Below are 25713 nucleotides of genomic sequence, written 5' to 3'. Positions count from 1 at the left end.
TGTTATCCATGAAAGCAAGGCGACATTTAATTTTGAATCACCTGCTTGACAAAACAAAAGCAGCGTGGGTAAAATCCTTATTTCTTATCGGGGCGTAGCGCAGTCTGGTTAGCGCATCTGCTTTGGGAGCAGAGGGTCGTGAGTTCGAATCCCACCGCCCCGACCAAAGTTCTCTGAGAAATTGTGAACGACAGGATAGCGCCCGTAGCTCAACCGGATAGAGCACCCGCCTTCTAAGCGGGCGGTTACAGGTTCGATTCCTGTCGGGCGCGCCATAAAGTTTTATGGTGGCTGTAGCTCAGTTGGTAGAGCCCCGGATTGTGATTCCGGTTGTCGTGGGTTCGAGCCCCATCAGCCACCCCAAATTGAAAACCCGTATGCTGAAGCATGCGGGTTTTCTTTGTATCCCAAGCTTATTTCACCCCACTAAATCCTCTTTTTCAGGTAGCCTGTGTTGATTGTGCAAATATTGTACACACACTAAGCCACGATTATTCTGCTACCCCCAGCAAATACTTGCTTACGCTATACTTTACCGATATAATGCCACGCTTTCCACCCTTGCCCGCTGTTTCCGCATGACGGCGGGCTGTATTTAGCCATAAGGAGAGAACATGCGTCATTACGAGATTGTATTTATCGTTCATCCCGACCAGAGCGAGCAAGTACCTGCCATGGTTGAACGTTACAAAGCCCTGATTACCGAAACCGGCGGCCACATTCACCGCTTGGAAGACTGGGGTCGCCGCCAGTTGGCCTACCCCATCAACAAGCTGCACAAAGCACACTACGTGCTGATGAACATCGAGTGCACCCCGGCTGCCATCGAAGAGCTGGAAACCGGTTTCCGCTTCAACGACGCCGTATTGCGCCACCTGACCATCAAAATGGACGAAGCTGTTACCGAAGCTTCTCCCATGATGAAGGAAGAAAAATCCAAAAACCTGCTGAATGGCCAGCCTCAGGAAGAAGTTGCCACCAAAGCCTAAGAGTGAGATTTTGAACAATACTGTAAGCCTTACCGCCCGCATCAAGGATGTCGATGCCTTGCGCTACACCCCGGCCGGCATAGCCGTATTGGGATTGGTTTTAGAGCATGAATCGTGGCAAACAGAAGCAGGCGAACATTATCTCGCCCGGTTTGAACTCCAGGCGAAATTAATCGGCAAACAGGCAAAATTCTGGCAATACAAAGCAGGCAGTATGGTGGATATATCCGGATTTCTTGCGGCTTACAGCCAAAAATACCGTCGCCCCATATTGCATATACAGACAATTATTGAAAATAAAGGTTGAATTGAGATGGCTCGTCAAACATTTAAACGTAGAAAATTCTGCCGCTTTACCGCAGAAGGCATCAAACAAGTAGATTACAAATCAGTTGATTTGCTGAAAGATTTCATTTCCGAGAACGGTAAAATCATTCCTGCCCGCATTACCTGTACCAAAGCCCATTATCAGCGCCAGCTGTCTGTGGCCGTAAAACGTGCCCGTTTCCTGGCTCTGCTGCCGTACACCGACCAACACAAATAATTAACGGAGAATTTATATTATGCAAATCATTCTGTTAGAAAAAATTGGCGGCTTGGGCAATCTGGGTGATGTGGTAACCGTAAAGAATGGCTATGCCCGCAACTTCCTGATTCCGCAAGGTAAAGCCAAACGTGCTACCGAAGCTGCACTGGCCGACTTCGAGGCTCGCCGTGCCGAACTCGAGGCTCGTCAGGCTGCAATCCTGGCTGATGCACAGGCTCGTCAGGCTAAACTGGAAGGCCAATCTATCACTATCGCCCAAAAGGCTGGCGTGGACGGACGCTTGTTCGGTTCTGTAACTAACGCCGACATTGTCGAAGCTATCCGTGCATTTGGTGTGGAAGCTGTTAAAGCCAACGTACGTCTGCCCAACGGCCCTTTCAAAGTAGTTGGTGAATACGAAGTCGAAATTGCCCTGCATGCTGATGCTGTAGCCAATATTACCGTGGTTGTTGTGCCGGCCACAGAATAAGTCCACGCTGTTATCTGCAACATCAAAAAGGCTACCTGAATATTTCAGGTAGCCTTTATTTTATTGTTTTTACTGTATAAGGGATAAATACGTTTTTTAATGTGGCTAAAGCAATTATTTTCATAAAAGTAAAAGGCCACGCGGCATAAACAGTATGGGTAGATAAGATGGCGAAATATAGCTAAATACTTATTTCTTCATCCGATGTTGGTTCACTTTGCGGTATTCCCGTGCTGTCTGGGACTGCAGCTTTGTCTCTTTCCTGTTTGGCATGACTATAATTTATTCAGTAGAAGGGCTACCTGAAAATTTTAGTTTCGTAGAAAAATGTGCTGCGCTTCGTTTTCAGGTAGCCTTTTCTTTACTCTGCGGTTTAGGCACCGTTCAAATCGAAGCCGCTGTGCCGGAGTAGGGCGTCGATGCTGGGGGCGCGGCCGCGGAAGGCTTGGAAGGATTCGGCGGCGCTGCGCGAGCCGCCCACGGCGAGGATTTCCTGCCAGAAGCGGCGGCCGCATTCGGCCACATCGCCGCTTTCTTCAAATGCGGCGTAGGCATCAGCGCTGAGCACTTCAGCCCAGGCATAGCTGTAGTAGCCGGCCGAGTAGCCGCCGGCGAAGATGTGGCCGAAGCTGTTGGCGAAACGGTTGTAGGCGGGCGGTTGCACCACGGCCACTTCGCGGCGCACGCTGTCCAACACTTGAGCCCAGCCGGAAAGACGGTTGGGATTGGTTTCGCTGTAAATCAGCATGTCGAACAAGGCGAATTCCATCTGACGCACGAGGAACATGCCGCGTTGGAAGTTTTTGGCGGCGAGCATTTTGTCGAACAATTCCTGCGGCAGTGGTGCGCCGTTGTCTTCGTGTTCAGACATGCCGCGCAGCACATCGTATTCCCACACGAAGTTTTCCATAAACTGGCTGGGCAGCTCCACAGCATCCCATTCCACGCCGTTGATGCCGCTCACGCCCAGCTCGTCCACTTGGGTGAGCAGATGGTGCAGGCCGTGGCCGGTTTCGTGGAAAAGGGTGAGGATTTCATCGTGGGAGAGGCGGGCTTCTTTGCCTGCTGCGGGCGGGGTGAAGTTGCATACCAGATAGGCGGTGGGGCTTTGCAGCTGGCCGTTGGGCAGGAGGCGGCGGCCTTTATAGTCGTTCATCCACGCGCCGCCGCGTTTACCTTCGCGGGCGTACAAATCCATAAACACGCCGCCGATGTGCGCGCCGTTTTGCGAGAGCTCGAAATAGCGCACGTCGGGGTGCCACACAGGCACGGTTTTTTCGGTGAAATCCACGCCGTAGAGCAGTTTGATTTGGGCGAATAGGCCGAGGAGCACTTTGTCCACGGGGAAGTATTTTTTCACTTCGGTTTCGCTGAACGAATATTTGGCCTGACGCAGTTTTTCGGAGGCGTAGGCCAAATCCCAGGGCTGCGGGTTTTCAATGGCGAGGGTGTCGCGGGCGAAGGCCTGCACGGCGGCAAAGTCTTGTTCGGCGAATGGTTTGGCGCGTTTGGCCAAATCGCGCAGGAAGTCCAGCACTTGCGCGGGAGAATCGGCCATTTTGGTGGCCAGCGAGAGCTCGGCGAAGTTGGCATAGCCCAGCAGCTTGGCTTCTTGTAGGGTGATTTCCAGGCGGCGGGTAATGTTGGGGCTGTTGTCGAACCGGCCTTCATTGGAAAGCTCGCTGGCGCGGGTAACGTAGGCACGGTATACCTCTTCGCGCAGTTCGCGGTTGTCGGCGTATTGCATCACGGCGAGGTAGTGTGGCATTTGCAGGCCGATTTTGTAGCCGCTTTTGCCTTCGGCCTGCGCGGCGGCAGCAAACATGGCCATGGCGTCTTCAGGTAGCCCGGAGAGCGGCTCGGCATTGTCGAAATAGAGGGCGAAGGCATCGGTGGCATCAAGCACGTTTTGCGAGAATTTGGCGGCTAGTTGTGCGCCTTCGGTTTGCAGGGCAGCGAATTCGGCCTGTTTTTCGGGCGGCAGCTCGGCGCCGCTGAGCACGAAATCGCGCAGGTCGTGGTTGAGCTTGGTTTGCTGCGCCGGGCTTAAGGCGGCGAATTCGGGGGAGCTTTTGATGGTTTTGAAGCGTTGGTAAAGCTCGATGTCTTGGCCGATTTCGGTAAAGAACACGGTGATTTCCGGCATCAGCTCGTTATATACGGTGCGCAGCTCGGGGGTGTCGGCCACGGAGTTGAGGTGCGATACCACGCCCCAGATGCGGCCGACGCGCTCGGTGATGTCGGTAAGTTTTTCCACGGTGTTGCCCCAAGTGGCTTTGCTTTGAGCCTTAACTGCGGCAATGCCGGCCCGGGCTTCGGCGATGGCGGATTCGAGTGCAGGGCGGATGTGGGCGGTTTGGATTTGGTCGAAACGCGGCTCTTCACCGAGTTGGAGCAGGGGATTCACGGATTGTCCTTTTGATGATGGGGATGATACGGGCAAATAGGGGCGGGGCGGGTTTTCACAAGGGCAGGGGCAGGGTTAATTGGTGTTTTCAGGTAGCCTGGGTTTGAATCGGCTTGAGGCTACCTGAAAATGAACATCCGGTTGTGGCGGAATAGGGCGGTTTGAGTCTGTTGCGCTTAGCGATGCGGTTTCAGGTAGCCTTTGCTGATACAGCCTTGGGCAGATGACTCAATGGGATAGTTGGTGGGCTTTTAGCAGCTGGTAAAACAGTTCTACTGCTTGGGCGTGCTGCTGTGCGGAAATCGGGAGGGATAGGAAATTTGGCCAATCGATATCGGCAGGGCTGAAGCCGCAGACGTAGGCCAGGATCATGTTGGCAAAGCCAGCGGTGGATTCGGCATAGCCCAGTTGTTGGGCAACGAAATCGTGGAAGGGTCGAAGGGTGTCGGGTTCGTCAATATGGTGACAGCGGGTGGCCATGGTGTAGCCGCTGATGAAGTTCATCAGGCTGGGAAGCGTGGGCGGGTTGATATACATACCGAGCCGGTTTTGCATTTGGAAGAGCAGGGCAGAAAGGGTGGTGGGAAAAGGCATGGTGTGGATTGGGGCTACCTGAAAAGTGGGCATGATTATAGCCAAAGCGCATTTCACTTCCTACCGCGTGAGCCAGCCTTGCGGTGCTGTTTGTACTGTATCCGGCTCGGTAGGAAAAATCATGGCTTTGGCTATGGCCAAAGTGCCGGTTTCAGGTAGCCTCAAGTTTTCAGGTAGCCTCAGTTGCGGTGTGAATACGGATAAAAAACTGCCGACCTTTCTATGATATGTGTGGGAGGGTCGGCAGGGCAGGCTGCCTGAAAACGTAATGAGGGCAGCCGGATTATTTGCCGTTTGCTGCGGCAGGGGCAGAAGCGGCTTCTGCTGTGGCTTGGGCCGGCGTTGCTGCTGCGGCTGGTGCGGCTTCGGTGTGTTGCTTGAGGCCGCCGCCGAGGGCTTTATAAAGGTCGGCTAGGTTTTCCAGCATGGAAAGCTGGGTAGCGAGCACAGCGGCATCGGCGGAATAGCTGCTGCGTTCGGCATCGAGCACTTCCAGCGAGCTAGACACGCCGTGGCGGTAGCGCAGATTAATCAGGCGCAAGCGGTCGTTGTAGGCTTTTTGGGTTTGCACGCGGGCATCGTATTGTTGTTGCAGGGTTTCGCGTGCCACCAGGGCGTTGGATACATCTTGGAAGGCGGACTGCACGGCTTTTTCATACGTGGCCACGGCCGATTGCTGGCGCAGTTTTGCCACATCCAGGCTGGCGCGCAGACTGCCCCAGTTGAAAATCGGTACTTTGATGGTGGGGGAGAATACCCAGGTGCGGTTTATGCCGTCGAATAGGCGATTCATCTCGGTGCTGCCGGTGCCGATGCTGCTGGTGATGCTGATGCTAGGGAAGAAGGCGGCACGGGCGGCGCCGATATTGGCATTGGCCTGTCGCAGGTCGTGCTCGGCAGCGCGGATATCGGGGCGGTTTTGCAGCAAGTCGGAGGAGAGGCCGGCGGGCAGTTGGGTGATGCGGAACTGTTTATTCAGCGGCAGGCCGGCGGGCAGATTGTTGGGCACGGGCTGGTTAATCAGCACGGCCAGGGCGTTGTGTGCCTGCTCGCGGGCGCGCAGGGCGGCGGCGTAGTCGGCTTTGGCCGATTCAATCAGGGCTTCCATTTCACGCAGGTTGACGGCAGAAATCACGCCGGCGTTGTGCTGGATTTGGTTGAGCCGGTAGGTTTGCTCGCGGGTTTGCAGCACTCTTTGTGCAAGCTTCATGGATTCTTCGGCGTAGCGTTCGTTGAAATAGGCTTTGGCTACGGCGGAAACCAGCGCGAGGTGGGCGGAATCACGCGCGGCGGCGCTGCTGAAATAGCCTTGCAGTGCGGCTTGATTGTTGCTGCGGGCTTTGCCGAACAGGTCGAGCTCGTAGGAGGCGATGCCGAGGCCGACGGTGTAGGATTCAGCAATGTAGGAGCGGCCGGTGGCGCTCAAATCTTGCGCCACGCGGGTACGTTGGCCGGTGCCGCTGGCGTTGATGCCGGGCAGTGAGGCGGCGCGGGTAATGGCGTATTGGGCTCGCACTGCTTCGGCATTCAGGGCGGCCATGCGTAGGTCGGGGTTGTTTTGCAGCGCCAGGGTAATCAGGGATTTAAGGCGCGGGTCGGCAAAGTAGTCTTCCCAGCCGGTGTCGGCGGCACGGCTACTTTGGTTGGTGGCGGTGTCGTAGCGGAAGCTGGCGGGCACGTTTACTTCGGGCTGCTGATAGCGTGGCGCAAGGGTGCAGGCGGAGAGCAGCAGGTTGAAGGCGAGGCTGCCGGCAATCGGTTTTAAAACGGTTGTTCTCATGTGCTTTGTCCTTATGGTTTTCAGGTAGCCTCCAATGCGGCAGAGGCTACCTGAAAACGTTTTACTGGTCGTTATGCAGGTCGCGTTTCTCTTCTTCGCTCAGCCCTTCTTCAGCGGCAGAAACGTAGAGTTCGGCCTGCTCGGGGCTTATGTTGGTGTGGGCGGCGGCCATTTCGGTTTCGTGTTGGGACGGTTTAAACAGCTTGCGTACCAACACATAGAACAGCGGCACCAGGAACACCGACAGCAGCGTGCCGACAGACATACCCCAGAATACGGCGGTACCGATGGCGCGTTGGCTGGCGGAGCTGGCACCGGAAGCGACATACAGCGGCACCACGCCCAAGATGAAGGCGAAGGAGGTCATCAGAATCGGGCGGAAACGCAGGTGGGCGGCGGCCAAGGCTGATTCCATCGCGCTCTTGCCCTGCGCTTGCAGGTCTTTGGCAAATTCGATAATCAGAATCGCGTTTTTCGCGCTCAAGCCGACTACAGTAATCATACCGACCATGAAGTAGATGTCGTTGAAGAACACCTCCCGGATGCCGAATACGCCGTTGAACAGGTTGCGGCCGAACACGCCCAGCACCACGCCGAGGAAGCCCAAGGGGGCAACCAGCAGCACGGCAGCGGGAATCGACCAGCTTTCATATAGGGCGGCCAGCACGAGGAAAGTGGCCAGCAATACGAAGCCGTAGAGCATGGTGCGCTGGGAAGAGCCGCTGGCCTGTTCGCGCGATTCGCCCGCCCACTCCACGCTGTAGCCGTCCATTTGCGATACGATGCGTTCTACTTCGGCTATAGCGTCGCCGCTGGCGAAACCGGGTTTGACCGCGCCGCTAATCGACATGGCGGGATAGCCGTTGAAACGAGTGCTCTGCTCCATGCCGGCTTCCCACGAGGCGCTGACCACGGTGGAAAGCGGCACGGCCACGCCTTGACCGTTGGGCACGGTCATGGCCAAAATTTGCTCGGCCTGCATACGGGCCTGGGGCACGGCTTGCACATACACTTTTTGCAGACGGTCGTTGTTGGGGAAGTCGTTTACATACGCTCCGCCCAGAGCCGTACCCAAGGTGCTGCGGATAGAAGCCATGCTGATGCCTTGTGCGGCAGCAGCTGCGCGGTCGATGGTAAGTTTGAGCTGCGGCGCATCTTCCAAGCCGGCGGCACGGGTGTCGCCAAATATCGGGTTTTTACGCATTTCGGCAATCAATTTATTGCGTGCCGCCAGCAGGGCTTGATGGCCTTGGCTGTTGCGGTCTTGCAGGTAGAATTCCAGGCCGCCGTTACCCAGTTCGCGGATGGGTGGTGGATTCACGGCGATAGCGAAACCGTCGCGGATCAGGCCGCTGGACATGAAGGTACCAGTCAGTTTCCGAGTGATGCTGGCCGCATCTTCACCTGCGCCTTTGCGTTCGTCCCAGTTTTTCAAAATCACAAAGCCCATAGCCATGTTCTGACCGCTACCTGAAAAGCTGAAGCCGGATACGGTGAATACATCTTTCACGCCGGGCGTGCCTTTGGCAATCTGCTCCACGGCCAGTAGGGTTTGGTCGGTACGCTCTTTGGTGGCGCCGGCCGGCAGCTGGATGCTGACCATCAGGTTGCCTTGGTCTTCTGACGGCAGGAAGGAAGACGGGATACGGGTGTAGAGCAGGCCGGCGGCAGCCACCAGCGCTAAGTACACAATCAGCATACGGCCGGCACGGTGTAGCAGGGCGGCCACCCAGCCTTCGTAGCGCTTGTTGCCAGCAGTGAATTTGCGGTTGAACCAGCCGAAGAAGCCGGTTTTTTCCTCGTGATGCCCTTTCCTAATCGGTTTGAGCAGCGAGGCGCACAAGGCTGGCGTGAGTGACAGAGCAAGGAAGGCTGAGAAAGCGATAGAGAGCACCATAGTGATGGCAAACTGCTGGTAGATTTTGCCGGTGGCGCCGCTGAACATGGCCAGCGGTACGAACACGGAAATCAACACGGCGGTAATGCCGACCACGGCGCCGGAAATCTGCCCCATGGCTTTGTGTGTGGCTTCGCGCGGCGGCAGGCCTTCTTCCGACATGATGCGCTCCACGTTTTCTACCACCACGATGGCATCGTCCACCACAATACCGATTACCAGCACCATGGCAAACATGGTCAGCACGTTGATCGACATGCCGAAATAGTAGATGCCGGCAAGACCGCCTAAGAGCGAAATCGGCACCACAATGGTGGGGATCAGGGTATAGCGGATGTTTTGCAGGAACACGAACATCACGATAAACACCAACACCATGGCTTCCACCAAGGTGTGTACCACTTGTTCGATGGAGATTTCCACAAAGGTGGAGGTATCGTACGGAGCGCTCCAGCTAACATCACTGGGGAAATATTGCGCCAATTTGGCCATACGTTCTTTTACCAGTGCGGCAGTGGCGGTGGCGTTGCCGCTATTGGACAACATCACGGCCATGCCGACGTTTGGCTTGCCGTTGAGGCGGGTACTGGCAGAGTAGTCTTCCGAACCTAGCTCGATTTTGGCCACATCGCGCAGATAAACGTTGGCACCATCTGTGGTGCTGCGCAGGATGATGTTGCCGAATTCTTCTGGCGTGCTGAGTTGGCCTTCGGCGGTGATGGTGGCAGTGATGGTTTGCCCCTGCACTGATGGTAGAGAGCCGAGCGAGCCAGCGGAAATTTGCACGTTTTGTGCGCTGATGGCGGCGGAAACGTCGGCAAAGGAGAGGTTGAAGTTTTGCAATTTCTGCGGGTCTACCCAGATACGCATGGCGCGTTCGGCAGCAAACAGGCGCACTGCACCCACACCTTCAACACGTTGCAATTCTGGCACGATATTGCGTTTGGCGTAATCGGCCATTTCTTCCAAATCTTGCGTTTGCGAAGAGAGCGCCACCACCATCAGGAAGTTGGATCGAGATTTGGATATGCGTACACCGTATTGCTGCACGGTGGCAGGCAGGCTGGACAAGACTTCATTCAGCTTGTTGTTTACTTCCAGCTGTGCCACGTCTTCATCGGTGTCGGGCGTGAAGGTGAGGGTAACGCTACCTGAACCGCTGGAGTCGGCAGAGGTAGACATATAATCCAAGCCTTCCACGCCATTCATATTGCGCTCGATCACTGCCAATACACTGTCTTCCATCACTTGGGCGGAAGCACCGGGGTAGGTGGCGGTGAGGTTGAATGTAGGCGCGGCAACAGACGGGTATTGCGATACTGGCAGTTTTCGGATGGCCAGCACACCCGCCAAAATAATAAAGATGGAGATAACCCATGCGAACACGGGTCGGTCAATAAAAAATTTAGCCATTTACGTACGCCCCTTTATTTGGCTTGGGAAGCAGATTGGGCGGCCGGAGCGGAGGCTGCTGTGCCGGATAGGACGGGAGCAGAAGTGCTGTTTGGCTTGATCGGGGCGGCAGCTGTGCCAGATTGTTGCGGCTGTGAGGCTTGCCATTCCTGGGTTTTCACTTTTTGCGCCCCCATCATGCCGGCAATCATAGTGCCGTCTATGGCTACTTTGTCGCCGTCTTTCAGCCCGCCGGTAATAATCCAATTGTTGCCGCTTTGGCCGGCAATGGTTACTTCCTGTTGGCGCATTGAGCCATCGGACGCTACGATTACCACGGTATTTTTGGCACCACGGGTAACGGCGCGTTGCGGAATGAGGTAGGCGCTGTTGGCTTGTGCCTGCGGCAGGCGTACGCGCACATACAGACCGGGTAGCAGGATATTGTCGTCGTTCGGCACTTCCACACGCAGGGAAACCTGGCCGGTGGTTTCGTTTACCGTCGGGTCGGTAAACAGTAGGCGGCCTTTTTGCGGGTATTCGCTGCCGTCTTCTAAAATAATGGTTACTTCCACTGCGCCGTTTACCGCACTCATCTGGCCTTCGGCAATCTGGCGGCGCAGTTTCATCACATCCAGCGCAGACTGGGTAACGTTTGCATACATCGGATTGGTTTGCTGGATGGTGGCCAGCACGGTTGCACCACCGGCAGTGAGCAATGCACCTTCGGATACGTTGGAGCGGCCGATATAGCCGGAAATCGGCGCGGTAATACGAGCGTGGTTCACATTAACCTGCGCCGAGCGGATGGCGGCGCGGGCGGCGTTCACATTGGCCACGGCAGAACGTTGTGCGGCCACGGCAGCATCGTATTCCTGTTTGCTGATGGCATCAGCAGCTACCAAGGGCTGGTAGCGTGCCAAATCGGCATTGGCTTTAGCCTGAGCGGCTTCGGCGGCAGCTAGCTGGGCGCGTGCGCTGGCAAGGCCGGCTGAGTAGCTGGCGTCGTCCAGTTGATACAGCGCCTGGCCAGCTTGTACATAACTGCCTTCTTGGAACAGGCGGCGTTTGATGATGCCGCTCACCTGCGGGCGCACTTCGGCAGAGCGGAATGATTCCAAACGGCCGGGCAGTTCGGTGTTGATGGTGGTGTCTTCTGCCTTCACGGTAAGCACGCTTACTACTAATTCCAGCTCACTCTGCCGCTGTGGCTCGCTTTTGCCGCAAGCAGACAGCGCTAATACGGAAGTCACGACGATTGCACTCAGCCTGAAGCTCGTTTTCCCTGATATGCTGAAATATGTCATTATGATGATGGCCTTGTTAAGTTGATGTCTAATTTAATGAATTATGGCCGCTTGAAGCCCATGGGGGGCGGAAGCAGCCGCTAGATAAAAATAATATTTTACATACATTATTGTATGTTGTCTATGGCTATTCAAATGAAGAAATGCTAATATACTAAAAAGCAACATTATTGCGCGGGCGAGCCGATAGGAAGCTTGAAAGCCTGCTCTAAACATGACAGAATTCAATAATAAATAAACCAGTGAATATTCTGGAATAGTGATGAGAAAAACGAAAATTGAAGCGCAGAAAACACGCAACTACCTACTTAAGGCAGCATTGGATACATTCTATATAAGAGGGGTCAGCCGTTCATCTCTAAACGAAATCGCTCAAACTGCCGGCGTAACGCGTGGCGCGCTGTATTGGCATTTCAAAAATAAAGAAGATTTATTTGAAGGTCTGTTTCAAAAAGTATTTGTCGAATTATCTAGCAAGTTGGCGTACGATATAGAAACCCAATCGCCGGATATTTGGGAAAGTTTTGAAGTAGCCACCATTAATCTGTTTCAAAAGCTGGAAACCGATGAAACCGTAAGAAAGTTTTGCAACATCATTCATTTGAAATGCGAATACACTGAGCAAAACCACTCTGTGGTGAAAATCATGCGCAGCTATCAGGATATGTGGCAGCGTCAGCTCACCGATGTGCTGACGTTAAGCCTGCAAAAGAAAAAGCTACCGGAAGATTTGAATATTAATCTGGCGGTGGTGTTTATGATGTCAGTTATCAGCGGGCTGATGAACATTTGGATGAATATGCCCGAACAATTCAGCATCGGCAAAACTGCGCCGAATATTATCCGTACCGCCATGAAGGCATTGCAGCATTCGCCGGATTTGTGCACTCAGTCTTTTAAACCTCTGCCACTGAGTATGCGGCAGCATAAGGCTTAATATTTCCGTACCGCATACAGGCTACCTGAAAATTTTCTGCTTCATTCATACAGAGTTTTCAGGTAGCCTGAAGTGTTTGTAGCTAAAGCTCTTATTTATTCCTACTACGTTGGATCGCCTTTTCGTATTACTCATACTGTCTACGGCTCACCACCTGGTAGGGAAAAATAATTGCCTCAGCTATATTACCGTTTGAGCTCCTCAAAATATGCCATATGAAAACCTTGTTTTCCGAGTTAGTCCTTTCCCTGTTGCTCATCGGCGTAGCAGTGGGCATCATCGGCATTGTGCTGACATTGCTGCTGCACACGGTACAGCATTTGGCGTTTGGTTATCCGCTGAATGTAGAGAGTTGTCGTACTGCGTGATGGTGGAAGAGAGCATACCGCTGCGGCGTTTGATAGTGCTGCTGCGCTATTGGCTTGCGGCATGGTGTTGTGATGGTGCGCTCGGCATTGGGTGATGTGATTCAGTATCCGCTACTGGATTTTCTTTTTCCGGATGAGTGGGTTAAAACATGAGCACTGGTAGCCTGTGCGTGGAATATTTGACTGCCGGTAGTGGATATGGGGGCGGCAGCATTTGTGGGAGCAGTGGTGTTTTGGGTGTGGCGTAGAAAATGCTGATTACCACGCTGGTGTTTATGCTGGAATTGTCGAACCAGTCGCCAGCGCTGTGGCTGCCGCTGTGTTTGGTACTGACTTTGCTGGTGTATCGGGCATTGCCGGTGAAGCAGGTGGTTTGAGGGCAGGATGGCTGGAGAATCTACCTGAAAAACAAAAACAGTGGTATTGCCATGCCGCTTCCAATTTTTACCAGCCGCCATAAGTAGGCATAACAAAAGGCTACCTGAAGTTTTCAGGTAGCCTTTTCTGTGCTGAATAAGCTTAGCGGATATTGGCTTGTTGATAGAGGCGGGCAATTTCCTGCTCGATCAGCAGGTTTTGCAGGTCTTGCTGGATTTGTGGTTTCATTTGGGCAAACGGCGGCACGCGCACGGGGCGTTTGGCTTCCAGATAGAAAATGGCGAAAATGCCGTTGCTTTCCACTGGGGTTTCGGTGAATTTGCCCTGGCCGAGCGATTTCACGGCGTTGTACACTATGGGTGCACCTTCTTCCAAATCTTTCAGCGGGGTAAAAGTGGGGCTGATGCCGCCGTTGGCACGGCTTGGCGTGTCGATGGTGTATTGGCGGGCAACGTCGGTGAAACGGCGGCCGCGTCGGAGGTCGGCCACGGCTTTTTGGGCGTTATCGCGGCTGTTGAGGATGATTTCGCCGAGTTTTACTTCTTGCGTGCCGCGATAGCGGTTGGTGATTTCCTGATAGGCCTGTTGTACTTGGGCTTCGGTTACGGGATTAGAACGCAGAATGTGAGCCACTAGAGCTTGGGCGGTTACATTGCCTTCAAAGGTTTCCCAGTCTTGGTGGAAGGTGGTTTTGCGGTCTTCACCACTGGTGCGGGCATCGGTGCGGGCGCGTTCGATGATTTGTTTGAATTCGGGGCTTTCGTTTAGGCGCAGGCGGCGTGATTCTTGAATCATCAGTTCGCGGGTTACGAGGCGGCGGGCAATGTTTTCGCGCAGCTCAGGGGTGTCGACCACCTGGCCGTTGCTCTGCTCGTTAATAATCCTTACCTGTTGGTCGATTACGGTGCTGTCAATGCGGGTATTGTTTACGGTTACAACGGTTTGGGCAGCTAGCGGGGAGACAGCCAAAACGGTAGTCAGTAGTAGTGCGAGTGAAGTTTGTTTCATGTTGTTGTCCTTAAATTCAAGATAGTTATAGCCGGATTATAAAGGATTTTGCGGCGCGCATTCTCCGGTGTTTGTGCGCAGATGATCAGGGCGTGGATTTAGGCAGGGTATAAATCGTGCAATATCTGCTGGACTGTGTGTTGGTTGCCGGTGTGGCAGATGTGTAATGGCTCCCGTCGGCCAGTTCGAGCAGGCTGTGAGAAAACGGTTTCCAGGGCGCTGGAGAATGATTTGTGTGCTCATGCAGGCAGTACTTTCTTAAACGGACGGATGAGGATTTCGGCATATACGCCGGCTTCCACATAGGGGTCTTGCCCAGCCCATTCTTCAGCTTCGTCTAAAGAGGCGAAGTCGGCCACGATGAGGCTACCTGAAAAGCCGGTTTCGCCCTCAGGCAGGGGACATGGTCCAGCCAAAACCAGCCGGCCAGCTTTGGCCAGCTTTTCTAACCTGGCCAAATGCGCGCTGCGGGCAGCTAGTCTGGCTTTGGTGGAATCGGTCACGTCGGAGGCCATCAGCATGAACAACATAATTCGGTTTCTCTTGATAAATTTGGAAATCGGGCAAAGGCGTTTGCTGCAACGAAATCTGTGGATAGTTTTGCCCAGCTGCCGTCAAACTTTGCATCATCTTGTAAGCTGGCAGTTTGCAAGTGGTGCGATTTAGGTGTTTATCTTAAAGCAAATGCGGAAATTCTGCACTTAAATATCGCAAAGCTGAGGATTGGGAGGATGCGTTGGCAACAGTGCAAACACACCAGAAAGGCGAAAGATTGAAAGACTGGATTTTTGTTAAATAATTAAAAATGTTTCATTCCTGTATAGAAAATCGGGCCAAATAGCAGAAATGGCTTGGCATAAATAGGAAATAAACGATATGATACCTAAGTTTAGAGATTTTAATCCGTTGCACAACTGCCGTGCTCAGGCTGGAATTTTGCTTATTTGGCCCTGTATTTTTCTGTTGGTTCAGACGGTTAGCAGTGCATTACTTTAGGTTGTTAAGGGGGATTTGATGTTTTGTAAGCAGTATAAAATGAAACTGATCGCGGCTTCGCTGGGTTTGGTAGCCTCTGTCGGTGCCCATGCCGCTTTGGGCGTTTTGCAGGTTCAGTCGCGTTTGGACGAGCCGTTTTCCGCCACAGTGGTGGTAACGGGCGACGAGGCACGTGCTTTGGCTTCGGCCAAGCCCACCATCAATGGTGCCAATCTGCAAGCCACGGTATCGCGCCGAAGCAGCGACCGTGCCGTTATCCATTTGCATTCCAGCACGCCAATTAAAGAGCCGGTGATGACTTTCTGGCTGGGCGTAGGTAATCAAAACCACCAATATACCGCCATTTTGGACCCCCGCGATTATCAATCTGCCCCCAGTAGCTCTCGTTCGCGCCACGAACGCCGTGCTGAAGCTGCACCGAGCCGCCGCCATCCTGCCGAATCCAGACGGCACCGCCGTGCTGCCGACCGTCGCGAAGCACCAGTGCAGATTCAGGGAGAAAGCTATCAGATTAAAGATGGCGAATTGCTGGTGGACATTGCCCAGCGCGTTAAGCCGTCCGGCATGACTTTGCGTCAAACCATCAACGCCTTGGTGGCCGCCAACCCACGCGCCTTCCGCAACGGAAACCCTGATTTGATGTATCGTGGTGCCACCCTCACCATTCCCGATGGCGAAACCCTGCGCCGTTTGGCACACAACCCACCACGCCGCGTAAGCGACCGCGCACAGGAAGAGCGCCCAGCTGTTGACACTGCTCCAGCACGCCAGCTGCCGTCGGTGGAAACTCAGTCGGCCGTACCCACTCCGCCGATTACTCCCCCTGCACCGCCTGTTGAGCCGGCTCAACCCCAGCCGCAACAACCTGCCCAGCCGCCAGTTCAGCAATTGCCTCAAGAGCAGCCTGCTGTTCCGCCCATGGCCAGTGATGTAGTCCCCGAGATGCCGGCTTCTGCCGTGCTGCCCGATATGGGTGCCAGCTTGCCTGAGCAGGCTTCCGATATGATGGTGTCCGAGCCGGTGGAAGAAATGCCGCCGCCCGTGGTTGCCCCGCCGGTGGTGGAAACCCCGCCGATGGAGGAAGAGGGCATGGACATCACTCAGATGGCACTCTACGGTGGTGGTGGATTGTTGGTGTTGGGTGGTTTGGCGTATCTCCTGATGAACCGCCGTCGCAAAATGGCCGCACCTGCCCGCGGTGACGATCATGCGGACGATGACGGCCTCTATTTTGAGAGTGTTACCGACCATTCTGGCAGCTTTTCTGCCGCTCCGGCTGCTCCTGCCGCAGTGCAGCCTGCACCGGTGAGTGAACAGGATTTGGGTTTGGACTTGAGCCACTTGGACGAACAGCAGCAGCTGGGTAGTACTCCCAGTACTGGAGACGCGGCCCGGCAGGCCGAAGCCGATGAGTGGAGTTGGCTGCAGTCCGAAAAACCTGCTGCAGCACCTGCTGCCCCGGCTGCACCCGCTGCTGCTGGATCTGCCGCTTCGGATGACGATTGGCTGAACTTTGCTACCGAAGAGCCTACTGCTTTCGCTGCCCCGGCGGCTCAAGTACCTGTGCAGCCAGCGCCCGAGCCACAGGCTGAACCGGTTGCCCCTGAAGAGCTGGATTGGGTGTTGGATGAAACTCCTGCTGCCGTTGAAGTGGTAGAGCCTGCCCAGCCGGCAGCATCGGAAATGGACAATACCATTTCCTTTGATGTATCAAGCTTGGATACTGAAGGCGTAAGCAGTGTAGCTGAAGAAGCTGCTGCTGCATCCAATGTAATGGATTTGGACTTTGGCAGCACGCCGGCTGTTCCGGCTCAAGCCGCTCCGGTGGAAGTTAGCCAGCCCGCTTCGGCATATGCCGAGCCGGTTAGTGCCGGCCCGCTGCCGAAAGAGGCGCTGGAAGCCAAATTGGAACTGGCTAAAATGTATCTGGAAATCGATGATGCCAACACTGCCCGCCAGACTCTGATGGAGTTGATTAACGAATCAGAAGGCAGCAGCATTCAGGCTGAGGCGCAGCAATTGTTGAACGACATCGGCCAGTAATCCAGCTAGCCACAGCAACCCGGGCAGTTCCGCCCGGGTTTTTCTATACAGGGCAGGATTTGCCGGCGTTGTTTCTGTTTCCAGGTAGCCTTCTCAAGCAATATTGTGGCTACCTGAAAAGAGTAGGCTGGCTTCGGCTCATAGAGAGCAGTCAGATGGCAGGCGTAAAACTGCTGTACACAGTACTCCGCTGGCGTAAGCATGCCGACCTGCCCAGTTATACCGTTATCTGATTTTCAGGTAGCCTTTCTCAATATGCAGGCTACCTGAAAACATGGCTGCAACGAAGCTATAGTGAACTACAATTAAGAATGCTGCTGCGTTGGCTTGCTTTGCTGCACTGTCGTTGCTATCTGCGGCTTGCTGCCCTGTCTCATTCTTAGGTTTTAAGCCACTAAAAAACCAATTAATTTGAAAAAACATGAATCCATCTCCCATCAAACGCCGTGTCTTATTCGTCAGCTACGACGGCAGCCGTTTTTTCGGTTGGCAGAAGCAGGCAGACGGCATTGCCACCGTGCAAAGCGCCTTGGAAGCTGCTTTGAGCGAATTGGCGCAGGAACACATCAGCGTGGTAACGGCCGGGCGCACCGATACCGGCGTGCACGCTACCGCGCAGGTGGTGCATTTCGATTCTGCCGCGCGGCGGCCGGATCAGGCCTGGGTGCGCGGCGTGAACGCGCTATTGCCCGAGGGCGTGGCCGTGTGGCGGGTGCAGGATGTGGCGCCGGAGTTTCATGCCCGTTTCGATGCCTGCGGGCGGCGTTATCGTTATCTGTTGCAATCGGCGCCGGTGCGTTCGCCGCTGTTGGTGGGGCGTGCGGGGTGGGCGCATTATGCCTTGGATATGGAAGCCATGCGCCAAGCTGCCGCGCTTTTGGTGGGCGAGCACGATTTTTCCAGTTTCCGCGCTGCCGAATGCCAGGCCAAATCGCCGGTGAAAACCCTGTATCGTGTGGCTTTGTGCGGCACGCCGGAATTGATGGCGGTGGATTTCCACGGCAACGCGTTTTTGCACCACATGGTGCGCAACCTGATGGGCGCGCTGGTGTATGTGGGCTGCGGTAAGTTGAGTGTGGACAGTTTTGCCGAGCTGCTGACCGCCCGCAGCCGCAAGCTTGCGCCCCCCACTTTTATGCCCGACGGGCTGTATCTCACCGGCATCGACTATCCGCCGCAATTCGGCGTGGCCACGCCGCCGCCGCCCGCCTGGCTGTTTCCCGATTGGTGAGGAGAATCAGATGGTTTTAACTTTAATGTTTCGTGAATATTGCAGCCTGTGCCACCACATGCGTGCTGCCCTGCAGCCGTATCAGGCGGCATATGGTTTTGAGTTGCAGGTGTTTGATGTGGATGAAGATCCGGAGCAGGAAGCGCATTATAACGAGCGCGTGCAGGTGTTGCAGCATGAGGGGCGAGGAAATCTGCCATTGGCATTTTGATAAAGCCAAATTGCTGGCGGTGCTGCAAAATGCAAAGGCTACCTGAAGGGAAAACCCGGGCAACGTAGCCACTGCCGTGCGGCAAACCGGTGCTGCTTGGCTGGATGTGTCCAGCGGGGTGGAGCAGGCTCCAGGGGAGAAGAGTAGGGAACTAAAGGAGTGCTTTGTGCGGCTGGCGCGCGAGGCATGATTGATAAGTGGTGCGGGCAATGAAAAGGCTACCTGAAAACTTTTCAGGTAGCCTTTTAATAGTAGCGATCACTTCTGGTAAATGCCGTACTCGTAGCCGGAGCAGAACGCATTGCCTGTTTTTGTCTGCACATCAATATAGCTGCATTTGTCGTAGCCGTGCACCGCTTCGCAGGCGCGCACTGCCTGCACGATGGCCTGCTGGCTATCCTGGTCTTTGCCCACGAAAATGTCGGAAGGCTTGTCTGGGCCGTTGTCGGGATAGGCGAACATGACGCAGGTGTTGGCGAAAGTGGCTACCAGATGGCAGGTATGGCCGCGCCCGCAGCGGCGCATGGTTTCCGCCACTGCTTCGGTTTCAGTGTGGAAGCCGCCGGCATACATCACCCGCCGGTTTGGGATGTCATAAGCAACCGCCATATAAAACGGCCTGCGGCGCAGTTGTGCTATTTCAGACTGCACTTGCCGTGGCTTTGGGGGTATTGTTGGCCGTAAACGCCATAATCATATCCGGTGCAAAACTTGCCCGTTCTTGTTGGTATCTCCCAGTAGCTGCATTGGTTATTTCCATGCTTCGCTTCGCAGTCCCTCATAGCTTTGACAGCGGCTCTCCTATCATCAACATCAATTGCCACAAAAAGGTCTTGCAACGATTTCGCCCGTGTATCAGGCTCAACAACAACAGCACAACTATTTGCAAAAGTCGCCACCAATTGACAATTAGAACTCCCACAACGCCTCAAAGCCTCCTCTACAGCTCTTTGTTCAGAATAATACCCCCCATCCCCTGATATTCTGTGATTAGAAAAATCATAGGCGATGGCCATCCAATACGGCGTGGCGCGAAAATGGGCGATACGTGCTTGCACCTCCGCCTCGCGCTGCTCCCAGGCGCGTATTTCAGCGGCGGTGGGGCCGCGGTTGATCGGCTGTTGTGTTGCTCCTCTTCTTGCACGGGCTGCATTATCTGCATCCGTCTGCATACCTGCTCTGGTATGTGGATCTAAATTCTGTGCCCAAGCCAAGCCCGCACTGCCCAATAGCACTGCCGCCAATACGCCCGCTGCCGTGTTCATCATGGTTTGCTTCATCTTGCCGCTCCTGTTTGGAAAGGGGAAAAAGGGTATTGCCGCTGATCGGATTGTAACAAAAAACAAGATATTGTAAACATCTATCCCGCTGCTTGAAGGCTACCTGAAAACCATATTATGGTTTTCAGGTAGCCTTTTCGTGTATGGTGATTGGGGATGGCATTGCCGGATTGGTTTCTGGCGTAGTCGTAAGTTGGGCATGGATGCCTGGCCTACCTTTTATTGGGTTACGCCTGCGGCTATACCATCGTCAGCGCGGCAGGATTTTCTTGGCGGCTTCCACGCCCCAGTAAACGGCTTCCTCCATCACGGAGTAGCTGCTCAGATCGCTGTGGGCGAAGGTGAGGCGGGAGTGGTGCTGACGCAGCTGGAGTAGGGTTGGGTGGGTGAGGTAGCCGGGGGCGGGGGAGCTCATGCCGTGGCCGCGTATGCTGATATCTACGGAGGCGACCTGGTGCCAGAAGCTTGGGCCGTAGGCTTGGATGAGGTCTTGAGCAGCGTGTTCGAGCAGCTCGGCCTCACTGGCTTTGAGCAGCCAGCGGCGGATGCTTTGCGGGCTGTCGTGGTTGAGGGCGGTGTAGGCGGTGAAGATGGTGTGTTCGGGTTTGGCGGTGCGGATAAGCTGGTTGGTGGACACAACGTAGCCGAGGCCTCGTGTGCCGTGCACCACGTTGTCCCACGCCAATTCGCTGCGCTGTGCTTCCCGGGGGAAGCCGTTGAGCACGAAATTGCTCACCAACCAGGGGGCGTAGGCGGGCAGGTTGAGCGAGAAGCCGTAGCGCTGGGGCTGGGCGATGATGCGGGCAGCAATCATCAGAGGCATGGCGCAGATAACGTTTTGGGCGCGGATGAGGGCGGTGTGGCCGCTTTGGTTGTGGCGCAGGATAACGGCAACGTCTTCATCGGTTTCGCTGATTTGCAGGGCGGAGGCGTTGACGGCGGCGGGTTGGGAAAAGGTGAGCTCGGCGGTTTCAGGTAGCCTGTCGATGTTTTGCAGGCGGATATGGCGGCGGATGGCTTCGGAAAGGTGGGCGAGGCCTTCGGGCCAGGTGAGCACGGCTTCGTTGGTGTGGCCGCGAGCGGCGAAGTAGTGCAGGCCGGCAAAGGCGGATACTTGGGCGATGCCTTGGCCGTAGTCGTCGCGGCAGCAGTAGTCGAGATACCAGAGCAGGCTGGGGGATCGGTAGTTTTCTTTTTCGAGCCAGGCGGCGAAGGTGGTTTGGTCGAGGCGGCGCCATTCTTCGTCGGCGGAGGAATGGGTGATGGGAATGGCGAAGATTTTTCGCCCGTCGCGGCCGCGTGCGCGGCGCAGGATTTCGATAAGGGCGTGGAAGCGGCGGCTGTCGGCATCTTCTTGCGGCAGCAGGGAATATTGCCAGCGGTTTTGGTAATACAGGCGCTCGGTGGGGGCGTAAACCAAATCGGTTTCGCGATACAGGGGCTCGGGCCGGTCGATGCCGTCGAGCAGGATGCCGAGGTCGGATAAGAGTTGGCGCACATACACGCTTTCCTGCGAGGGCAGGGCCAAATAGTGCGCGCCGGAGGGGGCGGAGAGGCTACCTGAAACATAGGCGGCATTGTTGCCGTTGCGCTCGATGCCTTCGGCGAGGAGGAAATTGCACTGCCCGTGTTTGGCCAAATGCCAGGCGGCGGAGAGGGCGGCGGCGCCGCTGCCGAGGATAAGGGTGTGGCAGCGGTGTTCGGATTGGGGGGCAAGGGAAACTTGGCCGTTGCGCAGCTCGTGGCCGAAGGGCAGGCCAATGCGGTGGATGTGCACAGGAGGCAGGCGGTGGAGGTATTGATGGCCTAGGCGTGAGGCTGCGGCTGCGGCGGTTAGGGCGGCGGCGCTGCCGAGCAGTTGGCGGCGGGTGAGTTTCATGTTTCAGGTAGCCTCTGGCAGAGGTGGGGTTGGGCGGGATGGCTGGCAGAAGTCTAATAGTTTATATGTTTTCAGGTAGCCTTTATCCATTATGGCTACCTGAAAAACAAGATTGCGGTGCGGCCTTATTCGGCAGATTGATTTTGCTGTTTGCTGCGTTCGACTTGTCGTTTTTGGCGCATTTCCTGCAGTTTGGCGTGGAAAAATTGGCTGCGGCGGCGTTTGCGTTGCCAGAAGTAGAACAGCACCAGTGCGCCGATGCCGATGATCATATAGAGGATGTGCTGGAACTGGTGGGCTTTCATGAGCAGCCAGTCTTTGTTTGCGGCGCCGTAGTGGCCGAGATACACCCAGGCGGGCACAGAAATCAGGGAGGCGAGACCGTCCATAATCAGCCAGCGCCAAAATGAGATCCGGCCGCTCATGCCGGCAGTGATGAAGATGGGGGTGCGCAGGCCGGGCAGGAAACGGGCCACGAATAATACCCAGCTGCCGTGTTTGTCGAACTTTTCCTGCACTTGCAGGTAACGTTGCGGCGGCATCAGACGTTGGACGAAGCGGGCTTTGAGGATGCGGTCGCCGTAGAAGTGGCCGAGCAGGAACATCATGCCGTCGCCGGTGAGCACGCCGATCATGCCCACCACCACCATAATGTGCTCATTGCTGTGGCCGAGGCCGGAAATCACGCCGCCGGCAATCAGGGTGATGTCTTCGGGAATGGGAATGCCGAAACCGCAGGCAACCAACACCACGAATACAGCGGCATAGCCGTATTGGGTGAACAGGGCTTCTAGAATGTCCAGCATGGTTGTGGGTGTTCCTGTGAGTTGCTGTTATTTTTGACGGATGCTGTCGGCAATGCGTTCGGCGCAGCGCTGCGCAAGCTTGGTGTCGCGTGCTTCCACCATCACGCGTACCACGGGCTCGGTGCCAGAGGCGCGCAATACCACGCGGCCGTGCCCGGCCAATTCGGCTTCCACGGCCTGCAGCTCGGCGGTGGAGGCGGCTTGCCAATCCTGCTCTTTGCTGATGCGTACGTTAATCATGGTTTGCGGGAAGGGCAGCCAATCTACGGCAGCGGCCAAATCCTGATCCAGCGTTTGCAGTGCAGCCAGCACTTGCAGTGCGGCAATGGTGCCGTCGCCGGTGTTGTGTTTGTCGAGGCAGAGGATGTGGCCGCTGGCTTCACCGCCCAGCTGCCAGCCGTGTTGGTGCAGCTGTTCCAGCACATAGCGGTCGCCCACTTTGGCGCGGCAGAATTCGATCTTGAGCTGCGCCAAGGCCAGCTCCATCGCCATATTGGTCATCACCGTGCCGACTACGCCGCCAACCAGCAAACCGGCTTTATGGCGGGCGCGGGCAATCACATAAATCAGCGAATCGCCGTCGTACACTTTGCCTTGTTTGTCCACCATCATCAGGCGGTCGCCGTCGCCATCGAGCGCAATGCCGTAGTCGGCCTCATTTTGCAGCACGGCGGCTTGCAGGGTTTTGGTGTAGGTGGCGCCGCATTTATGGTTGATATTGAAACCGTTGGGCTGATTGCCGATTTCGATCACGTCTGCACCCAGCTCGTGGAACACTTTAGGTGCCACGTGATAACCGGCGCCATTGGCGGTGTCCACCACCAGCTTCAGCCCGCGTAAATCCATATTGGCGGGGAAGGTGGATTTGCAAAATTCGATGTAGCGGTCGTCTGCGCCGCTCACGCGTTTGGCTCGGCCGAGGTGGTCGGAGGAAACGGTGTGCATTTCCTGTTCCAGCTGCTGCTCGATTTCCTGCTCGATTTCATCAGACAGCTTCATACCGTCTTCGGTGAAGAATTTGATGCCGTTATCGGCATAGTGGTTGTGGGAGGCGGAAATCATCACGCCGGCAGAAAGGCGCAGCGCGCGGGTCAGATAGGCCACGCCCGGGGTAGGCAGCGGGCCGGTTTGGATAACATTCACGCCGGCAGCGGTGAAACCGGCCACCAGCGCGGTTTCCAGCATATAGCCGGAGATGCGGGTGTCTTTGCCGATGAGCACGGTGGGTTTGATTTCATCGTCGTGCTGGGTCAGCACTTGGCCGGCTGCATAGGCCAGCTTTAATACGAAATCGGGCGTAATCGGAAATTTGCCCACTTCGCCGCGCACACCGTCCGTGCCGAAATATTTTTTTGCCATCGTGAAATCCTTTGTAGTAGCCGCTTGCAGGCCGAATGAGCGAATTGTAAAGCAGCACTCCTTCTTATGCCAGCATTGCGGCGGTTAAATCGGGCAAACCTACGGCGCAAAAGGCATTTGAATGGCGGCAATCAGTAGGCGGCAAAGCATTCGGCAATGAAGTTTATATCCAGCCCAAAGGCTACCTGAAAAATTAGAGCGGCGCAGAAACTCGCGCTACATTTTGATTCGTTGAAGTTTTGCTTTCAGGTAGCCTTTGCCTGAATGGTGCATGTGTTACAGCGAAGCAGGCTAAGGTGGGATTATTGCCCGTTTAGAACGGCTATATATAGATTATGCCAGCGATGGTCGCTATAATCGGGTCTTTCAAACCGTTCAAGCACAGAAGGAAAAACCATGGCAGACTTCAATAAAATTCTCGACGCCGGCGATGTAGACGGCGGCATCATCAATGTAGTGGTGGAAATTCCGCAAGGCTCCAACCAGAAAATCGAATGGGACCGCAAAATCGGCGCAATGAAACTCGACCGCATTGAGCCGCAGATTTTTGCCAAACCCACCAACTACGGCTTCATCCCGCAAACTCTCGATGAAGACGGCGACGAACTCGACGCCCTGATTATTACCGATCTGCCGCTGCCCACCGGCATCTACATGGAAGCCAGAGTGATCGGCGTGATGAAATTTGTGGACGACGGCGAAGTGGACGACAAAGTAGTGGTGGTGCCTGCCGACGACCGCCACAACGGCAATGCCATCAAGACTTTGGCCGATTTGCTGCCGCAGCTGATCAAGCAAATCGAATTCCACTTCAATCACTATAAAGACCTGAAAAAACCCGGCAGCACTAAAGTTGGCCACTGGGGCGACATTGAAGAAGCCAAAGCCGTTATCCGCGAATCGCAAGCCCGTTGGAAAGCGCAGTAACCTTGTGCTAGAGGCTGGCTGAAAAGGCTACCTGAAACGTAGAAACCCGTTGTTCTGAATAAGAGAACAGCGGGTTTTTGTTTTTTCAGGTAGCCTGATTTGGTGAAGGATGGTTGCTTATTTATTCTTTTCTAAGTCCTTGGATAAGGTGATCAATAGATCACGGAGTTGTTGATACTCTTGGAAGGATAGGTTTTTTATTGCTTTGGTTTCTATGCTTAAGTGTGAAGGGACAACTTTTTTTATCAGGGTTTCGCCCTTGGGCAACAAATTGATTAGCCAGCTGCGCCTGTCTTCTGGGTTTAAAATCCGCTGTACTAAGCCTTTTTTCTCTAGTTTATTGATTCTATTGGTTAGTCCGCCAGATGAAATCAATACTAGATCTTGTATCTGTTTTGGTGTCAATGTCTGGTTTGGCTCTCGTAACAATGCTGCCAATACATCGAATTCGCCAACTGTTAGTTTATAGTTGGCCAAGTTTTCATCTACTAATTGAGAAATAATCGAACCAATCCGAATAATCCTGCCGATGATTTCTGTGCCTGAGGTATCTAGGCGGTGGTCAAATTTCTTCCAATGGTCGGTTATATAGCCAACAACATCAATCACTTCTTTTGATTCTGCTTGAGTCATTATTTACCCCAATATTCGGTTATCTAATAAAATCATATATTAATACAAATATTTATCCAAAATGCAAGATTGCAAGCCATCGAGGGGAGAATAGGAATTATATCAAATAAAATTTGATATATATCAAATTTTATCAAGGTTTTCTTTAAAAGTCCTTATGCTGGATTGCGGTGTATTATTATTTCATATAAAATATTTTCATGCAAAGATATTTTATATGAAACTTTATTGGCTGTATGGCTTTAAAGTAATCTTTGCATAGGAAACATATAACT

At 54.5% G+C, this 25713-nt stretch carries 25 protein-coding genes, 3 tRNA genes and 2 pseudogenes; 16 read left to right on the top strand and 14 right to left on the bottom strand.

Translation table 11 applies throughout. The features are described 5' to 3' along the window. The first annotated feature begins 88 nt into the window (after positions 1 to 88). From A7P99_RS07600 to rplI, 7 genes are all read left to right on the top strand, one after another. Positions 89 to 166 (top strand) — tRNA-Pro (locus A7P99_RS07600). Positions 167 to 198: 32 nt separating this feature from the next. Continuing rightward, a tRNA-Arg gene (locus A7P99_RS07595) sits at positions 199 to 275 on the top strand. Positions 276 to 287: 12 nt separating this feature from the next. Then, positions 288 to 363: transfer RNA gene (locus A7P99_RS07590), tRNA-His, on the top strand. A gap of 251 nt (positions 364 to 614) precedes the next feature. Beyond that, positions 615 to 989 (top strand): 30S ribosomal protein S6, encoded by a 375-nt coding sequence (gene rpsF, locus A7P99_RS07585; RefSeq protein ID WP_067448033.1) that lies wholly within the window; start codon positions 615 to 617, stop codon positions 987 to 989. A 10-nt stretch (positions 990 to 999) separates the two neighbouring features. Continuing rightward, the gene (gene priB, locus A7P99_RS07580; protein ID WP_067441469.1) at positions 1000 to 1296 is read left to right on the top strand and encodes a primosomal replication protein N; all 297 of its coding nucleotides are present in this window, start codon (positions 1000 to 1002) and stop codon (positions 1294 to 1296) included. A gap of 6 nt (positions 1297 to 1302) precedes the next feature. Next, entirely contained in the window at positions 1303 to 1533 is a 231-nt protein-coding gene (rpsR, locus tag A7P99_RS07575; RefSeq protein ID WP_067441425.1) for a 30S ribosomal protein S18, read from the top strand. Positions 1534 to 1552: 19 nt separating this feature from the next. Continuing rightward, positions 1553 to 2005, top strand: coding sequence for a 50S ribosomal protein L9 (gene rplI, locus A7P99_RS07570; RefSeq protein WP_067448035.1), 453 nt, complete (start codon positions 1553 to 1555; stop codon positions 2003 to 2005). 373 nt (positions 2006 to 2378) lie between these two features. Here the strand turns inward: rplI and A7P99_RS07565 are convergent, their stop codons facing one another. Beyond that, entirely contained in the window at positions 2379 to 4412 is a 2034-nt protein-coding gene (locus tag A7P99_RS07565) for a M3 family metallopeptidase (RefSeq protein WP_156496201.1), read from the bottom strand. Between the two features lie 228 nt (positions 4413 to 4640). Continuing rightward, entirely contained in the window at positions 4641 to 5039 is a 399-nt protein-coding gene (locus A7P99_RS07560; protein WP_067448039.1) for a hypothetical protein, read from the bottom strand. On the opposite strand from A7P99_RS07560, the gene A7P99_RS10110 reads away from it, so the two are divergent. Further along, complete coding sequence (locus A7P99_RS10110; RefSeq protein WP_153705555.1) at positions 5038 to 5232, top strand: hypothetical protein; 195 nt, start codon at positions 5038 to 5040, stop codon at positions 5230 to 5232. The genes A7P99_RS07560 and A7P99_RS10110 overlap by 2 nt on opposite strands. A 57-nt stretch (positions 5233 to 5289) precedes the next feature. Here the strand turns inward: A7P99_RS10110 and A7P99_RS07555 are convergent, their stop codons facing one another. The 3 genes from A7P99_RS07555 to A7P99_RS07545 all read right to left on the bottom strand — a co-directional run bounded on the left by A7P99_RS07555 (position 5290) and on the right by A7P99_RS07545 (position 11382). Beyond that, positions 5290 to 6786, bottom strand: coding sequence for an efflux transporter outer membrane subunit (locus A7P99_RS07555; RefSeq protein ID WP_067687128.1), 1497 nt, complete (start codon positions 6784 to 6786; stop codon positions 5290 to 5292). A gap of 61 nt (positions 6787 to 6847) precedes the next feature. Next, positions 6848 to 10096, bottom strand: coding sequence for an efflux RND transporter permease subunit (locus tag A7P99_RS07550; RefSeq protein WP_067528594.1), 3249 nt, complete (start codon positions 10094 to 10096; stop codon positions 6848 to 6850). A gap of 14 nt (positions 10097 to 10110) precedes the next feature. Further along, positions 10111 to 11382 carry an efflux RND transporter periplasmic adaptor subunit gene (locus A7P99_RS07545; protein ID WP_067441417.1) on the bottom strand — a complete coding sequence of 424 codons (1272 nt, stop codon included), beginning with the start codon at positions 11380 to 11382 and terminating at the stop codon, positions 10111 to 10113. A 262-nt stretch (positions 11383 to 11644) separates the two neighbouring features. On the opposite strand from A7P99_RS07545, the gene A7P99_RS07540 reads away from it, so the two are divergent. The 3 genes from A7P99_RS07540 (at position 11645) to A7P99_RS10100 (ending at position 13147) form a co-directional block, all read left to right on the top strand. Continuing rightward, the gene (locus A7P99_RS07540; protein ID WP_067441415.1) at positions 11645 to 12319 is read left to right on the top strand and encodes a TetR family transcriptional regulator; all 675 of its coding nucleotides are present in this window, start codon (positions 11645 to 11647) and stop codon (positions 12317 to 12319) included. A 215-nt stretch (positions 12320 to 12534) separates the two neighbouring features. Beyond that, the gene (locus A7P99_RS10105) at positions 12535 to 12687 is read left to right on the top strand and encodes a hypothetical protein (RefSeq protein ID WP_153705553.1); all 153 of its coding nucleotides are present in this window, start codon (positions 12535 to 12537) and stop codon (positions 12685 to 12687) included. A gap of 214 nt (positions 12688 to 12901) precedes the next feature. Then, the gene (locus A7P99_RS10100; RefSeq protein ID WP_153705552.1) at positions 12902 to 13147 is read left to right on the top strand and encodes a hypothetical protein; all 246 of its coding nucleotides are present in this window, start codon (positions 12902 to 12904) and stop codon (positions 13145 to 13147) included. 59 nt (positions 13148 to 13206) lie between these two features. Here the strand turns inward: A7P99_RS10100 and A7P99_RS07535 are convergent, their stop codons facing one another. Both A7P99_RS07535 and A7P99_RS07530 read right to left on the bottom strand, forming a co-directional pair. After that, entirely contained in the window at positions 13207 to 14073 is an 867-nt protein-coding gene (locus tag A7P99_RS07535) for a peptidyl-prolyl cis-trans isomerase (protein ID WP_067448045.1), read from the bottom strand. A gap of 239 nt (positions 14074 to 14312) precedes the next feature. After that, on the bottom strand, positions 14313 to 14606 hold the full coding sequence (locus A7P99_RS07530; protein ID WP_193563044.1) for a YciI family protein: 294 nt from the start codon (positions 14604 to 14606) through the stop codon (positions 14313 to 14315). A 502-nt stretch (positions 14607 to 15108) separates the two neighbouring features. On the opposite strand from A7P99_RS07530, the gene A7P99_RS07525 reads away from it, so the two are divergent. Then, positions 15109 to 17112: a FimV/HubP family polar landmark protein gene (locus tag A7P99_RS07525; protein WP_067528590.1), complete on the top strand. Its 2004-nt coding sequence runs from the start codon at positions 15109 to 15111 to the stop codon at positions 17110 to 17112. A 225-nt stretch (positions 17113 to 17337) separates the two neighbouring features. On the opposite strand, the gene A7P99_RS07520 is transcribed toward A7P99_RS07525, so the two are convergent. Beyond that, complete coding sequence (locus A7P99_RS07520) at positions 17338 to 17535, bottom strand: hypothetical protein (RefSeq protein ID WP_067528588.1); 198 nt, start codon at positions 17533 to 17535, stop codon at positions 17338 to 17340. Here A7P99_RS07520 and truA point away from each other — a divergent pair. The 3 genes and pseudogenes from truA to A7P99_RS09755 all read left to right on the top strand — a co-directional run. Next, positions 17534 to 18343 (top strand): tRNA pseudouridine(38-40) synthase TruA, encoded by an 810-nt coding sequence (gene truA, locus A7P99_RS07515; protein ID WP_067528586.1) that lies wholly within the window; start codon positions 17534 to 17536, stop codon positions 18341 to 18343. The genes A7P99_RS07520 and truA overlap by 2 nt on opposite strands. 10 nt (positions 18344 to 18353) lie before the next feature. Then, positions 18354 to 18600, top strand: a pseudogene (locus A7P99_RS09760) (glutaredoxin family protein). Positions 18601 to 18618: 18 nt separating this feature from the next. After that, positions 18619 to 18744 (top strand): annotated as a pseudogene (locus A7P99_RS09755) (N-(5'-phosphoribosyl)anthranilate isomerase); the annotation flags it as partial. A 68-nt stretch (positions 18745 to 18812) separates the two neighbouring features. On the opposite strand, the gene A7P99_RS07505 reads toward A7P99_RS09755, so the two are convergent. The 5 genes from A7P99_RS07505 to glmM form a co-directional block, all read right to left on the bottom strand. Further along, positions 18813 to 19205, bottom strand: coding sequence for a DUF4189 domain-containing protein (locus A7P99_RS07505; protein ID WP_156499718.1), 393 nt, complete (start codon positions 19203 to 19205; stop codon positions 18813 to 18815). Next, on the bottom strand, positions 19190 to 19834 hold the full coding sequence (locus tag A7P99_RS07500; protein ID WP_067687119.1) for a DUF4189 domain-containing protein: 645 nt from the start codon (positions 19832 to 19834) through the stop codon (positions 19190 to 19192). Before A7P99_RS07500 ends, A7P99_RS07505 begins: the two co-directional genes overlap by 16 nt. A 250-nt stretch (positions 19835 to 20084) precedes the next feature. Beyond that, a complete protein-coding gene (locus A7P99_RS07495) occupies positions 20085 to 21713 on the bottom strand; it encodes an FAD-dependent oxidoreductase (protein WP_067687116.1) in 1629 nt (542 codons plus the stop codon). Between the two features lie 125 nt (positions 21714 to 21838). Continuing rightward, on the bottom strand, positions 21839 to 22519 hold the full coding sequence (locus tag A7P99_RS07490) for a DedA family protein (protein WP_067528581.1): 681 nt from the start codon (positions 22517 to 22519) through the stop codon (positions 21839 to 21841). Positions 22520 to 22546: 27 nt separating this feature from the next. Beyond that, entirely contained in the window at positions 22547 to 23878 is a 1332-nt protein-coding gene (gene glmM / locus A7P99_RS07485) for a phosphoglucosamine mutase (protein ID WP_067448057.1), read from the bottom strand. Between the two features lie 396 nt (positions 23879 to 24274). Between glmM and A7P99_RS07480 the strand changes: the two genes are divergently transcribed. Further along, on the top strand, positions 24275 to 24805 hold the full coding sequence (locus A7P99_RS07480; RefSeq protein ID WP_067687113.1) for an inorganic diphosphatase: 531 nt from the start codon (positions 24275 to 24277) through the stop codon (positions 24803 to 24805). Between the two features lie 117 nt (positions 24806 to 24922). On the opposite strand, the gene A7P99_RS07475 is transcribed toward A7P99_RS07480, so the two are convergent. Beyond that, positions 24923 to 25438, bottom strand: coding sequence for a MarR family winged helix-turn-helix transcriptional regulator (locus A7P99_RS07475; protein ID WP_067448059.1), 516 nt, complete (start codon positions 25436 to 25438; stop codon positions 24923 to 24925). Positions 25439 to 25713 lie beyond the last annotated feature (275 nt).

This window comes from Eikenella sp. NML120348 (assembly GCF_001648435.1).
Classification (GTDB): domain Bacteria; phylum Pseudomonadota; class Gammaproteobacteria; order Burkholderiales; family Neisseriaceae; genus Eikenella; species Eikenella exigua.
This window is presented reverse-complemented; position numbering and strand designations above follow the sequence as displayed.